This is a genomic window from Ancylobacter sp. FA202 (genome assembly GCF_000380205.1).
GTDB lineage: Bacteria > Pseudomonadota > Alphaproteobacteria > Rhizobiales > Xanthobacteraceae > Ancylobacter.
The window spans coordinates 393117-405282 of the sequence record NZ_KB904818.1 but is presented as its reverse complement, the minus strand read 5'-3'; the positions used below and the strand labels follow the sequence as shown (position 1 = coordinate 405282).

Below are 12166 nucleotides of genomic sequence, written 5' to 3'. Positions count from 1 at the left end.
CATGCACATCCTCACCACCACCTCCTCCAGCCTCGACGACCTCGTCGAGCCGGTCGATCTCGGCCAGACGCCCGGCGAGGTGGTGATCGTCTCCTTTGCCGACAGCGACCTCGGCGCGCTGGCGCGGGCGCAGGAGGTGATGGCACAGGAGGTAATGGCGGGACCGGGGCTGCCCAGCCTGCGGCTGGCCAATCTGCGCGATCTCCGGCACCCGATGTCGGTCGATCTGTGGATCGACAAGGTGGGGAGCCGAGCCCGCATCGTGGTGGTGCGGCTGCTCGGCGGGCTCGACTGGTGGCGCTATGGCGTCGACCGGCTCAGCGCCGAGGCGCGGGCGCGGGGCTTCACGCTCGCCGTGCTGCCGGGCGAGGACCGCGACGACCCGCGCCTTGCCGAGGCCTCCACCCTTGCGGAGGCCGAGCTCGCGACGCTGCTCGGCTATTTCCGCGCCGGCGGGCCGGCGAATATGGCCGCGCTGCTGCGGGTTCTCGCCGGCTATGCGGGACGGGCGATGGCCTCCCCGCCGGCGCCGCAAAACCTGCCGCTGGCGGGGGGTTATGAGGGGGGCACTGCGTCCCCCTCACCCAACCCTCTCCCCGACGGGAAGAGGGCTTTCGAGGACCAACAGGCCCTCAGGACCGGGCTTGACCCGGCCACCCAGCCGCAGTGGCGTGCGGATGGGGAAACGCTGGGTCCCCGGGTCAAGCCCGGGGATGAGGGCCTCTCACTTTTGGAGGCTGCCCGCCCCGCCATCCCGATCATCTTCTACCGCTCCATGGCGCTGGCGGGCGATACCGCGCCGGTGGAGGCGCTGTGCGCGGCGCTTCGCGCGCGCGGGCTCGACCCCCGGCCGATCTATGTCGCCAGCCTGAAGGAGCCGACCTCCATCGCCTTCCTGAAGGCGGCGCTGGCGGGCATGGACCCGGCCGCGATCCTGACGCTCACCGCCTTCGCCGCCGCCGATCCCGGCGAGGCGACGGTGCTCGACGCGCCTGGCGTGCCGGTGCTGCAGGCGATTGTCGCCACCACGAAGCGCGCGGCGTGGGCGGAGGGCGCGCGCGGGCTGACCAGCGCCGATCTCGCCATGCATGTGGTGCTGCCCGAGCTCGACGGGCGGGTGCTGGCCGGGGCGCTCTCCTTCAAGGCGCCGCAGGAAACCCCCGCCGTGCCCGGCTTCGCCGCGCTGGTGAACCTTCCCGAGCCGGACCGGGTGGCGCAGATCGCCGACCGGGTCGCGGCGCTGGTGCGGCTGCGACAGACTCCCCGTGCCGACCGCCGGATCACCGTGCTGATGCCGGACTATGCCGGCGCCCCCGGCCGCACCGGCTGGGCGGTGGGGCTCGACGTGCCGGCGAGCGTGCGCGCGCTGCTGGCGGATTTGTGCACCGCCGGCTACGCGGTGGAGGATGTGCCGGCGGATGAGAAGGCGCTGGTGGCGGCGGTGAGGGGCGGGCCACCCCCTCTCTCCGACGGGGAGAGGGATGGGGTGAGGGGTGCTTTCCCCTCCGCGCCCGTTCTCCCCCTCACCCAACCCTCTCCCCGTCGGGGAGAGGGCTTTGCGCGGCACGACGGTGTTCTCTCCCTCGCCGCCTATCGCGCCCATCTCGCGGCTCTCCCGCCCGAGGCCGTCGCCGCTGTTGAGGCCGCCTGGGGAGCGCCGGAGGACGACCCGGACCTGTTCGACGGCGCCTTCCGTTTCCGTGCCGCCCGCTTCGGCCATGTCACCGTGGCGCTGGCGCCGGAGCGCGGCTCGGTGGCCGAGCGGCGGGCGCAGTATCACGATCCCGCCCTGCCGCCGCGCCACGGGCTGCTGGCCTTCGGCCTGTGGCTGCAAGGTTCCGCCGACGCGCTGGTGCATATGGGCGCGCATGGCACGCTGGAATGGCTGCCGGGCAAGCATGTGGCACTCACCCGCGCCTGTTTCCCCGAAATCGTGCTCGGCGCCCTGCCGGTGGCCTACCCCTTCATCGTGTCAAATCCCGGCGAGGCGGCGCAGGCCAAGCGGCGGATCGCGGCGGTGACGCTTGGCCATCTGCCGCCGCCGACGCAGGAGGCCGGCCTTGCCGGCGAGGCCGCCGCGCTGGAGCGGCTGGTGGATGAATATGCCCAGGCCGACGGGCTCGACGGGCGCCGGCGCGCGCGCCTCGCCCGGCTGATCGTCGAAGAGGCGACCCGCACCGGCTTTGCCCGCGACGCCGGGCTGAGCGCGGACGCCGACCCGGAGGAGGCGCTGCGCCAGATCGACGCCTTTCTCTGCGACATCAAGGAGATGCGGCTGAAGGACGGCTTCCATGTCTATGGCCGTGGCCCCTGCGGCGCCGCCGAGCGCGACGGGCTGCTGGCGGCGCTGGACGGGCGGCGGGTGGCGGCCGGCCCGGCCGGCGCGCCGGGGCGCGGGCGCTCGGACGTGGTGCCGACCGGGCGGAACCTGTTCACCAGCGACCCCCGCGCCTTGCCGACCGCGACCGCGATGGATCTCGGCCGGCTGGCCGCCGACGAGATCGTGCGCGCCTATGCGCAGGCGCATGGCGACTGGCCGCGCTCGCTCGTGCTCGACCTCTGGGGCAGCGCGACGCTGCGCACCGGCGGCGAGGAGATCGCGCAGGGCCTGGCGCTGATCGGCGCACGGCCGGTGTGGGACCCGGGCTCGGGCCGCGTTACCGGCATCGAGGTGTTGCCGCCGGCCGTGCTGGGGCGCCCGCGCGTTGACGTGACCTTCCGCATATCGGGCCTGTTCCGCGACCTGTTCCCGGCGCAGATCGCGCTCCTCGACGCCGCGCTGCGGGCGGTGGCGCGGCGCGAGGAGAGCGAGGAGGAGAACCCGCTCAAGGCCGCAGGCGAGAATGCCGCGCGCATTTTCGGCACCGCGCCGGGGGCCTATGGCGCCGGGCTGGAACGCAGCGCGGACGGGGTGGAGCGGGAGGCGCTGGCCGACGCCTATCTCGCCAGCGCCTCGCATGCCTATGGCGGGGCGGAAGGCGCGGGCCGCGCGACGGGCGATTTCGCGGCGCGGGTGGCGGCGGCGGACCTTCTGGTGCATGGCGCCGATGATCCCGGCCGCGACCTGCTGGAGGGCGACGCCGACCTCGCCTTCATCGGCGGCTTCGCGGCGGCGGCGGAAAAGCTCGGCCGCACGCCGGACCTCGTGGTGCTCGACACCTCCGATCCCGCCCATCCCAAGGCCCGCCCGCTGGTAGCGGCGCTGGCGCGGATCGCGCGCGGGCGGGTGGACCCGCGCTATATCGTAGGCCTCACCCGCCACGGCCCGCGTGGGGCGGCGGAAATGGCCGAGACGGTGGACCGGCTGATCGGCTTCGCCGAGGCGACGCGCGCGGTGCCCGGCCACCTCATCGACGCGCTGCACGGCGCCTATGTCGGCGATGCCGGGGTGCGCGCCTTCCTGATGGATGCCTCGCCCGAGGCGGCGGGCTTCATCGCCGCCCGTTTCGAGGGCGCGCGCGACAAGGGGCTCTGGCACCCGCGCCGCAACGATGTCGGGGCCGACCTCGCCACGCTTGCCGGGGAGGCGGCGGAATGAGCGCGCTCCTCTCCCTGCGGCGCGGCGCCTGCCCGAGCCTGCCGGAGCCGATGCAAACCGGCGACGGGCTGCTGGCGCGGCTGCAGCCGCTGGCACCACTGACGCTGGACCAACTCGCCGGGCTGGCGTGGCTTGCGGCCGAACTTGGCAACGGCATCCTTGAGGTGACGGCACGCGGCAAGCTGCAGCTGCGCGGGCTGACGGCCGCGACCGCGCCGGGCCTTGCCGAGGCGGTGGCGGCGCTCGGCATCGACGTGCCGCAGGGCTTTCCGGTGGAGGTGAGCGCGCTGGCGGGCCGCGACCCTGCGGAGCGCTTCGACCCGCGCCCGCTGGCGCAGGCGATTTCTGAGCGCGCGGCGCCGCTGGTGCCGCATCTGGCGCCGAAGGCCTCCGTGGTGGTGGATGGGGGCGGCCGGTTCCGGCTCGGCGGGCTGAAGGCGGATATCGCGGTGAGCGCCGGGGAAAGGGGGCTTTCCCTCGCGCTGGCCGGCACGCCGCTCGGCGAGGTGACGCTGGAGCGCGCGGCGGCATTGGTCATCGCGCTGCTGCAGCGGTTGGCCGCGCGCGGCCCGGCGGCGCGGATGGCGGAACTTGTGGCGGCGGAGGGCATGGAGGCCCTGCGCGCCGCGTTCGGCCTCGCGGCGCCCTCTGCCGTGCCGGAGGAGGGCGCCGAACCGGTGGGGCTGCACCCGCTCAGCGACGGAAGCGTCGCGCTCGGAATCGGCCTCGGCTTCGGGCAGATCCGGGCGGCGGCGCTGGACGAACTCGTCGCGGCGGCGCGCCGGGCCGGGGTTGCCCATGCTGAACCGGCCGCCGGCCGGGCGCTGCTGCTGGTCGGGCTCACGCCCGCGGCGGCGCCGGCTCTGCGCGACGTGGCGGCCGGGCTCGGCCTGCTCGCCGACCCCAAAGATCCGCGCCGCCGGGTCTATGCCTGCGCCGGGCAGCCGGCCTGCGCCTCGGCGCGGCTCGACACCCATGAACTCGCGGCGACGCTGGTGCCGCTGCTCGACGGGCGCGATCTCCATGTTTCCGGGTGTCCGAAGGGCTGCGCCCACCCTGCAAAAGCGGCGCTGACCATCGTGGGGCTGGACGAAGGGGCGGGTCTCGTGGTCGAAGGCACGCCGCGCGATGTGCCCGCCCGCATCGTGCCCGCCGCGCAGCTGCGCGCGATGTTGCAGAAGGATCTGGCCTGAGTGTCCACCCCGTTCGACTATGAGCGCGACGGCAATGCGATTTATGAGCGCTCCTTCGCCATCATCCGCGAGGAGGCCGAGCTTGGCCGCTTCACGCCCGAGGAGGCGGATGTGGCGGTGCGGATGATCCATGCCTGCGGGCTGGTGGAAGCCGCCTTCGCCATCGATTTCGCCCCCGATCTGGTGCGGGCCGCCCGCAACGCGCTCAAGGCCGGCGCGCCGATCCTGTGCGACGCGCAGATGGTGGCGCATGGCGTCACCCGCGCCCGCCTGCCGGCGCAGAATGAGGTGATCTGCACCCTGCGCGATCCTGATGTGCCTGAACTCGCCGAGCGGCTCGGCACCACCCGCTCGGCCGCCGCGCTGGAGCTGTGGCGCGACCATATGGAAGGCGCGGTCATCGCCATCGGCAACGCGCCGACGGCGCTGTTTCGCCTCATGGAAATGCTCGACGCCGGTGCGCCGAAGCCCGCCGCGATTCTGGGTATCCCGGTCGGCTTTGTCGGCGCGGCGGAATCCAAGGACGCGCTGGCCCTGGGCGAGCACGGCGTGCCCTGGCTGGTGGTGCGCGGCCGTTTAGGGGGCAGCGCCATGACGGCGGCGGCGGTGAACGCGCTGGCGAGGCCGGGCCTATGAGCGAGATCGCGCAGGGGCGGCTGATCGGCGTCGGCGTCGGGCCGGGCGACCCGGAACTGATCACGCTGAAAGCGGTGCGGGCGCTGGGCGCGGCGGATGTCGTCGCCTATTTCGCCAAGCTCGGCAATGGCAGCCATGCCCGCGCCATCGCCCACCCGCATTTCCGTCCCGGCGCGGAGGAACTGCCGCTCGGCTACCCCGTGACCACGGAAATGCCGAAGGACGAGGCGCCCTATCGCACGGCGATCACGGGCTTCTACGAGGACGCCGCGCAGGCGGTGGCGGCGCATCTGCTGGCCGGGCGCACCGTGGCGGTGCTCTCGGAAGGCGACCCGCTGTTCTACGGTTCCTACATGCACCTGCATGTGCGGCTCGCGCACCGCTTTCCCACCGAGGTCATCGCCGGCGTCACCGGCATGTCAGGCTGCTGGTCGCAGGCGGGAACGCCGATCGCGCAGGGCGACGATGTGCTGAGCATCCTGCCGGGCACGCTCTCCGAGGCGGAACTCGCGCGCCGGCTCACAGGCACGGACGCGGCTGTCATCATGAAGGTGGGGCGCAACCTGCCAAAGATCCGCCGGGCGCTGGCGGTTGCCGGACGGCTGGAGCGGGCGCTCTATGTCGAGCGCGGCACGATGACGGGCAGCCTGTGCGAAAAGCTGGAGACGCGGGGCGATGCGCCCGCGCCCTATTTCGCCATCGTGCTGGTGCCGGGCTGGGAGACGCGCTGATGGCTAAAGGCAAACTGTTCATCGTCGGCCTCGGGCCGGGCGAGGCGCGCTATCTCACCCCGGAGGCGAGCGACGCGCTGGCCGGTGCCGAGGCGCTGTATGGCTACCAGCCCTATCTGGAGCGGGTGCCGGTGCGCGAGGGGCAGGCGCGCAACCCGTCCGACAATCGCGAGGAGCTGACCCGCGCCGGCGCGGCGCTGGCCCATGCCGCCTCCGGCGGGACGGTGGCGATGGTGTCGGGCGGCGATCCCGGCGTGTTCGCCATGGCGGCGGCGGTGATCGAGGCGATCGAGGCCGGCCCGGCGGAATGGCGGGCGCTCGACCTCGTCATCGTGCCGGGAATCACCGCCATGCTGGCGGTGGCGGCCAAATGCGGCGCGCCGCTGGGCCATGATTTCTGCGCCATCTCGCTCTCGGACAACCTCAAGCCCTGGGAGGTGATCGAGAAGCGGCTGCGGCTCGCCGCGCAGGCCGGCTTCGCCATGGCCTTCTACAACCCGGTGTCGAAAGCCCGCCCGCACCAGCTCGACACCGCCTTCGAGATTTTGCGCGCCGAACTGCCGGCGGGCGTGCCGGTCATTTTCGGCCGCGCGGTGGGGCGGCCGGACGAGCGGATGCGGGTGGTGCCGCTCGGCCATGCGCGCGGGCACATGGCCGACATGGCGACCTGCATCATCGTCGGCTCGCCGGAGACGCGGCTGGTCGATCGCCCCGGCCTGCCGGCGCTGGTCTACACGCCGCGCCGCGCCGGGGACGACTGATGGGGGTGGCGGAAGGCGCGTCAGCAACGGGCCGGGCCCGGTGCGCCACGGTTCGCGGTTGTCCGGCTGTCGCACCGAAGGCGTGGATCCCCAGGTTAAGCCCGGGGATGACGGCGCGCGGGCGGGGCGCGCGGGCCGGTGAAGCACCGGCAGGGGCCGGAAGGCTAGGTGCTTCGGCCGAGCGTCTCCAGCCAGCCGAGCACCTGAACGACACTCGCCACCGTCTCGACTTCAGGCCGGGCCGGGCGGGCGACCATCACCACCTCGATCCCCAGCGCGCGGGCGGCGTTGATCTTGCCATAGGTCGCTTCCCCGCCGCTGTTCTTGGACAGGATGGCGTCGATGCGGTGGGCGGTGAGCAAAGCGTGGTCGTCCGCTTCGGCAAACGGGCCGCGCGCCTCGATATAGCGGGCCTGCGGCACGTTGAGCGGCGGGTCGACGGGGTCGATGCTGCGCACGAGATAGGCGTGCTGCGGCGCGGCCTCCAGCGCCCGCACCTCGTTGCGGCCGAGCGCGACCAGCACCCGGCGCGGGGCGGGGCCGAGCTTTTCCACCGCTTCGGGAATGCTGGCGGCCTGCGTCCAGACATCGGCCGGCTGGCGCTGCCATGGCGGCCGCAGCAGGGCGAGGAGCGGCACGCCGGCGCGGCGCGCGGCCTGCGCGGCGTTGTGCGACATGGTGGCGGCGAAGGGGTGGGTGGCGTCGATCAGCGCGTCGATGCGCTCGGCCTTGAGATGCGCTTCGAGACCTTCCACCCCGCCGAAGCCGCCCGAGCGGGTGGGGGCGCCCATCGGGAGCGGGTTGCGCGTGCGCCCGGCAAGGGACAGGCTGAGCGCGAATCCCCCGCGCGCCTGCAACGCCGTGGCGAGTTCGCGGGCCTCGCTGGTGCCGCCGAGGATGAGCAGGCGCGGGGCGCCAGCCTCCCGGCCGTTATCGGATGCATTCATGCCCGGCAGTGAAACCATCGCCTCCGCCGCGTCAACTGCCGAACCGCCCGCCACGGACGACGGCCGCTGGCTCACCCTTGTCGGCATTGGCGAGGATGGGCTGGACGGCCTTACCCCCGCCGGGCGGGCGGCGGTGGAGGCGGCTTCGGTCGTGTTCGGCGGCGCGCGGCATCTGGCGCTGGCCGGCGATGCGGTTCGGGGCGAGGCGCGGGCCTGGCCGAGCCCGTTCGCGCGCGGCATCGAGGAGGTGCTGGCGTTGCGCGGGCGGCACGTCTGCGTGCTCGCCTCGGGCGATCCGTTCCTGCACGGCGTCGGCGCCACGCTGGCGCGGCAGGTGCCGGCGGGCGAGATGCGCGCCTTTCCCGCGCCGTCCGCCTTCAGCCTCGCCGGCGCCCGGCTCGGCTGGCCGCTGGCGGAGGTGGGGTGCCTCACCGTGCATGGCCGTTCGCTGGATCTGGTGCGGGCGCATCTTCATCCCGGCCACCGGTTGCTGGTGCTGACCTCGGATGGCGAAGGGCCGGGCGACATCGCGCGCCTGTTGGCGGCAAGTGGCTTTGGCGGCTCCCACCTCACCGTGCTGGAGGCGCTGGGCGGGCCGCGCGAGCGGGTGCGCCGCGCCGTGGCCGAGGGCTTCGCGCTCGCCGATATCGACCCGCTGAACCTTGTCGCCATCGAGGTGGTGGCGGGGCAGGGGGCGCGCATCCTGGCCCGCGCGCCGGGCCTGCCGGACGATCTGTTCGAGCATGACGGCCAGCTGACCAAGCGCGAGATCCGCGCGGTGACGCTGTCCGCGCTCAGCCCCCGCCGGGGTGAGCTCCTGTGGGACATTGGCGCTGGGGCCGGCTCGGTCGGCATTGAATGGATGCTCGCCGACCCCTCGCTCACCGCCATCGGCATCGAGGAACGCCCGGAGCGGGCGGCGCGGGCGCGGCGCAATGCGGCGGCGCTCGGCGTGCCGGGGCTGGAGGTCGTCGAGGGGAAGGCGCCCGAGGCGCTGGCGGGGCTTCCGGCGCCGGACGCGATCTTTGTCGGCGGCGGCGCGGGCGAGCCGGGCGTGCTGGAGGCGGCGCTCGACGCGCTGAAGCCCGGCGGGAGACTCGTTGTCAATGCGGTGACGCTGGAGACCGAGGCGCTGCTGATCGCCTGTTATGGCTCGCTTGGGGGCGATCTGGTTCGGCTCGCCGTCGCCCGCGCGGTGCCGGTGGGCGGGCTCACCGGCTGGCGGCCGGCCATGCCGGTGACGCAGTGGAGCTGGACCAAGCCGGGGGCCGTCTCATGATCGTCGCCGGCATCGGCAGCCGTCGCGGCGTCACCGCCGAGGAGGTCTGTGCCGCCCTGCGCGGGGCGATGGAGCGCCATGGCGTGAAGCTGTGCGACATCTCGCTGATGGCGACCCCGGCGGCGAAGGGCAGCGAGGCCGGCATCATCAAGGCGGCGCTCGATCTCGGCCTGCTGCTGGTCATGGTGCCGCAGCGCCAGCTGGAGGCGGCGGGCACGCGGGCGATGACCCATTCCGAGCGCGTGGTGGCGCTGATGGGCGTGCCCTCGGTCGCCGAGGCCTCCGCGCTGGCGGTGGCGGGGCGGCGCTCGGCGCTGATCGGCCCGCGCTACGTGTTGGGACCCGTGACCTGCGCCTTCGCGCGGGAAGCGGAGAAGGAGGCGCAGACATCGTGACCGTGCATTTCATCGGCGCCGGGCCGGGCGCGGCCGACTTGATGACGCTGCGCGGGCGCGACCTCATCGCCCGCTGCGAGGTCTGCCTCTATGCCGGCTCGATCGTGCCGCCCGCGGGAATGCTGGCGCATTGTGCCCGCCGGGCGCGCGGATCGTCGACACCGCGCCGCTCGCGCTCGACGAGATCGAGGCGGAGTTCGTCGCGGCGCAGGCGGCAGGGCAGGATGTGGCCCGGCTGCAGTCGGGCGATTTATCGATCTATTCGGCGGTGGCCGAGCAAATCCGGCGGCTGGAAAAACACGGGATTGCCTATACGCTCACCCCCGGCGTGCCGGCCTTCGCCGCCGCCAGCGCGGTGCTGGGGCGCGAACTCACCGTGCCGGGGCTGGCGCAAAGCCTCGTCATCACCCGCGTCTCCGGCCGCGCCTCGGCGATGCCGGCGGGCGAGACGCTAGCAGCGTTCGGCGCCACCGGCGCGACGCTCGCCATCCACCTCGCCATTCACGCGCTGGAACAGGTGGTGGCGGAACTGGCGCCGCTCTATGGCGGGGACTGCCCGGTGGCTGTCGTGGTGGAGGCGAGCCGGCCGACCGAGCGGGTGATCTCAGGCACGCTCGATGACATCGTCGCCAAGGTGGCGAGGGAGCCGGTGGAGCGCACCGCGCTCATCCTGGTGGGCAAGGCGCTGGCGCCGGCGGATTTCCGCGAGAGCGCGCTCTATGACGCCGGATATCAACGGCGATTCCGGGGGCGGGAATGAGCGCGCGCTTGTCTTTCCCTCTCCCCGTCGGGGAGAGGTGGCCCGCGCAGCGGGCCGGTGAGGGGGGAGAGGGCTGCCGCGCTCAACTACCCTTCTCCCCGACGGGGAGAGGGAGCGGCGGCGTTATCACGGGAAATGCCGCATGACCGCCCGCGCCTTCATCATCGCCGCGCCGCGTTCCGGCTCGGGCAAGACCACGGTGACGCTCGGCGTGGCGGCGGCGCTGCGGGCGCGCGGCGTGCGGGTTCGCGCGGCCAAATCCGGCCCGGACTATATCGACCCCGCCTTCCACGCCGCCGCCACCGGCGAGCCGGGGCTGAACCTCGACAGCTTCGCCATGCCGCCCGCTCTCATCGACGCGCTGGCGGCGCAGGCGGGGGCGGGGGCGGAGCTCGTGCTCATCGAGGCGTCGATGGGCCTGTTCGATGGCATCGAGGGCGAGGCGGGCCGCAGCGGCGCGGCGGCCGATCTCGCCGCCCGGCTCGGCCTGCCTGTTGTGCTGGTGCTCGACATCTCAGGCCAGTCGCAATCGGCCGCCGCCGTGGTGCGGGGATTCGCCACGCATGACCCGCGCGTGCGGATCGCCGGCGTCATCCTCAACCAGGTCGCCAGCGAGCGGCACCGCCTGCAGGCGAGTGCCGCCATTGCGGCGCTGGGCATCCAGATATTGGGCAGCCTGCCGCGCGATGGGGCGGTGCGCCTGCCGGAGCGGCATCTGGGCCTCGTGCAGGCGGGCGAGCACCCAGCCCTCGCCGCGCAGCTGGCGGCGCTGGCGGAACGGGCGGAAGCGCATATCGACCTCGACGCGCTCATTGCGCTGGGGGCGCCGCTGCCCGCGTCCGGCCCGGCGCCGGTGGCGCTGGCGCCGCCCGGCCAGCGGATCGCGCTGGCGCAGGATGTGGCGTTTTCCTTCGCCTATGAGCATCTCGTGGCCGGCTGGCGGCGGGCCGGGGCGGAAATCCTGCCCTTCTCGCCGCTGGCCAATGAGGCGCCGGACGCGACGGCGGATGCCTGCTGGCTGCCCGGCGGCTATCCCGAATTGCACGGGGAAAGGCTGGCGCAAGCCACCCGCTTTCTCGATGGAGTGCGCCATTTCGCCCAGACGCGGCCGGTGCATGGCGAATGCGGGGGCTTCATGGTGCTGGGCCAGTCGATCGCTGATTCCGAGGGGCGCGAGCACGCCATGCTCGGCCTGCTCGGCCATGCCACCAGCTTTGCCAAGCGCCGGCTCAATCTCGGCTACCGACGGGCGGTGACGCTTCATGCCTCGCCGCTGGGGCCGGCGGGGACAAGGCTGCGCGGCCACGAGTTCCATTATGCCAGCGTCACACAAGCGGGCGACGATGCGCCGCTGGTCGCGCTGAGCGATGGTGGGGGTAAGGGGATGGGCGATGCGGGACGCCGCCGGGGGCGGGTCTCGGGAACCTTCTTCCATGTCATCGCCACGGACGGCCAGCCAAGCGGAGCAGAGCCATGAATGCCTTTCGCCGACTTCTGGTGTTTCTCGCCGGCCTGATGGGCGCGGCCGGGGTGGCGGCGGCGGCGGCGGGCGCGCACCTGACCGCCGAGCCGAATTTGACCACGGCCGCGACCTTCCTCATGCTGGGGGCGAGCGCCGTGGTGGGAGGCTGCGCGCTGGCGGTGGTGCGCGGGCCGGGCTGGTCCTTCGCCAGCGTCGGGGCCGGCATCATCGCGCTGGGCACGGTGCTGTTTAGCGGTGCGCTGGCGCTGCGGGCGCTTTGGGACATCGTGGTATTTCCTATGGCCGCGCCGATCGGCGGGACTATGCTCATCCTCGGATGGCTGGTGCTCGCCCTGGCCGCCATTGAGCGGGAACCCCGCGCCGGTTGAGTTGGCCAAAAGGTTGCATCCGGCACAGGTGAGATCAGGCGGCGCTTCCGCCCCACGGGGGAAGGCAAGCCGCAA

At 73.4% G+C, this 12166-nt stretch carries 10 protein-coding genes and 1 pseudogene; 10 read left to right on the top strand and 1 reads right to left on the bottom strand.

Translation table 11 applies throughout. From position 1 onward, the window contains the following. Position 1: 1 nt before the first annotated feature. From cobN to A3M1_RS0101795, 5 genes are read left to right on the top strand one after another with little or no spacing between them, the layout of a single operon-like run. Positions 2-3538, top strand: a complete 3537-nt coding sequence (cobN, locus tag A3M1_RS0101815) for a cobaltochelatase subunit CobN (protein ID WP_018387241.1) — start codon at positions 2-4, stop codon at positions 3536-3538. Next, on the top strand, positions 3535-4731 hold the full coding sequence (gene cobG, locus A3M1_RS0101810; protein ID WP_018387240.1) for a precorrin-3B synthase: 1197 nt from the start codon (positions 3535-3537) through the stop codon (positions 4729-4731). The genes cobN and cobG overlap by 4 nt, the downstream gene beginning before the upstream one ends. Further along, on the top strand, positions 4732-5367 hold the full coding sequence (locus tag A3M1_RS0101805) for a precorrin-8X methylmutase (protein WP_018387239.1): 636 nt from the start codon (positions 4732-4734) through the stop codon (positions 5365-5367). Further along, positions 5364-6098 (top strand): precorrin-2 C(20)-methyltransferase, encoded by a 735-nt coding sequence (locus tag A3M1_RS0101800; protein WP_018387238.1) that lies wholly within the window; start codon positions 5364-5366, stop codon positions 6096-6098. The genes A3M1_RS0101805 and A3M1_RS0101800 overlap by 4 nt, the downstream gene beginning before the upstream one ends. After that, positions 6098-6859: a precorrin-3B C(17)-methyltransferase gene (locus A3M1_RS0101795; protein WP_018387237.1), complete on the top strand. Its 762-nt coding sequence runs from the start codon at positions 6098-6100 to the stop codon at positions 6857-6859. Before A3M1_RS0101800 ends, A3M1_RS0101795 begins: the two co-directional genes overlap by 1 nt. Before the next feature lie 164 nt (positions 6860-7023). Here A3M1_RS0101795 and A3M1_RS0101790 read toward each other — a convergent pair whose 3' ends face one another. Beyond that, entirely contained in the window at positions 7024-7806 is a 783-nt protein-coding gene (locus A3M1_RS0101790; protein ID WP_018387236.1) for a cobalt-precorrin-6A reductase, read from the bottom strand. Between A3M1_RS0101790 and A3M1_RS0101785 the strand changes: the two genes are divergently transcribed. From A3M1_RS0101785 to A3M1_RS0101765, 5 genes and pseudogenes are all read left to right on the top strand, one after another. Continuing rightward, positions 7805-9085 (top strand): bifunctional cobalt-precorrin-7 (C(5))-methyltransferase/cobalt-precorrin-6B (C(15))-methyltransferase, encoded by a 1281-nt coding sequence (locus tag A3M1_RS0101785; protein WP_018387235.1) that lies wholly within the window; start codon positions 7805-7807, stop codon positions 9083-9085. The two genes, A3M1_RS0101790 and A3M1_RS0101785, sit on opposite strands and share 2 nt — an antisense overlap. Beyond that, positions 9082-9480: a cobalamin biosynthesis protein gene (locus A3M1_RS0101780; protein ID WP_018387234.1), complete on the top strand. Its 399-nt coding sequence runs from the start codon at positions 9082-9084 to the stop codon at positions 9478-9480. The genes A3M1_RS0101785 and A3M1_RS0101780 overlap by 4 nt, the downstream gene beginning before the upstream one ends. A 41-nt stretch (positions 9481-9521) precedes the next feature. Continuing rightward, positions 9522-10045, top strand: a pseudogene (locus tag A3M1_RS24860) (cobalt-precorrin-4/precorrin-4 C(11)-methyltransferase); the annotation flags it as partial. 337 nt (positions 10046-10382) lie between these two features. After that, on the top strand, positions 10383-11717 hold the full coding sequence (locus A3M1_RS0101770) for a cobyrinate a,c-diamide synthase (RefSeq protein ID WP_018387232.1): 1335 nt from the start codon (positions 10383-10385) through the stop codon (positions 11715-11717). Continuing rightward, on the top strand, positions 11714-12091 hold the full coding sequence (locus A3M1_RS0101765; RefSeq protein WP_018387231.1) for a DUF423 domain-containing protein: 378 nt from the start codon (positions 11714-11716) through the stop codon (positions 12089-12091). The genes A3M1_RS0101770 and A3M1_RS0101765 overlap by 4 nt, the downstream gene beginning before the upstream one ends. Positions 12092-12166 lie beyond the last annotated feature (75 nt).

What these genes read in the sequence shown, in the direction of transcription:
- cobN (WP_018387241.1), top strand. Translation starts at nt 2, where the DNA reads ATGCACATCCTCACCACCACCTCCTCCAGCCTCGACGACCTCGTCGAG.
- cobG (WP_018387240.1), top strand. Translation starts at nt 3,535, where the DNA reads ATGAGCGCGCTCCTCTCCCTGCGGCGCGGCGCCTGCCCGAGCCTGCCG.
- A3M1_RS0101800 (WP_018387238.1), top strand. Translation starts at nt 5,364, where the DNA reads ATGAGCGAGATCGCGCAGGGGCGGCTGATCGGCGTCGGCGTCGGGCCG.
- A3M1_RS0101795 (WP_018387237.1), top strand. Translation starts at nt 6,098, where the DNA reads ATGGCTAAAGGCAAACTGTTCATCGTCGGCCTCGGGCCGGGCGAGGCG.
- A3M1_RS0101785 (WP_018387235.1), top strand. Translation starts at nt 7,805, where the DNA reads ATGCCCGGCAGTGAAACCATCGCCTCCGCCGCGTCAACTGCCGAACCG.
- A3M1_RS0101790 (WP_018387236.1), bottom strand. Translation starts at nt 7,806, where the DNA reads ATGAATGCATCCGATAACGGCCGGGAGGCTGGCGCCCCGCGCCTGCTC.
- A3M1_RS0101780 (WP_018387234.1), top strand. Translation starts at nt 9,082, where the DNA reads ATGATCGTCGCCGGCATCGGCAGCCGTCGCGGCGTCACCGCCGAGGAG.
- A3M1_RS0101770 (WP_018387232.1), top strand. Translation starts at nt 10,383, where the DNA reads ATGACCGCCCGCGCCTTCATCATCGCCGCGCCGCGTTCCGGCTCGGGC.
- A3M1_RS0101765 (WP_018387231.1), top strand. Translation starts at nt 11,714, where the DNA reads ATGAATGCCTTTCGCCGACTTCTGGTGTTTCTCGCCGGCCTGATGGGC.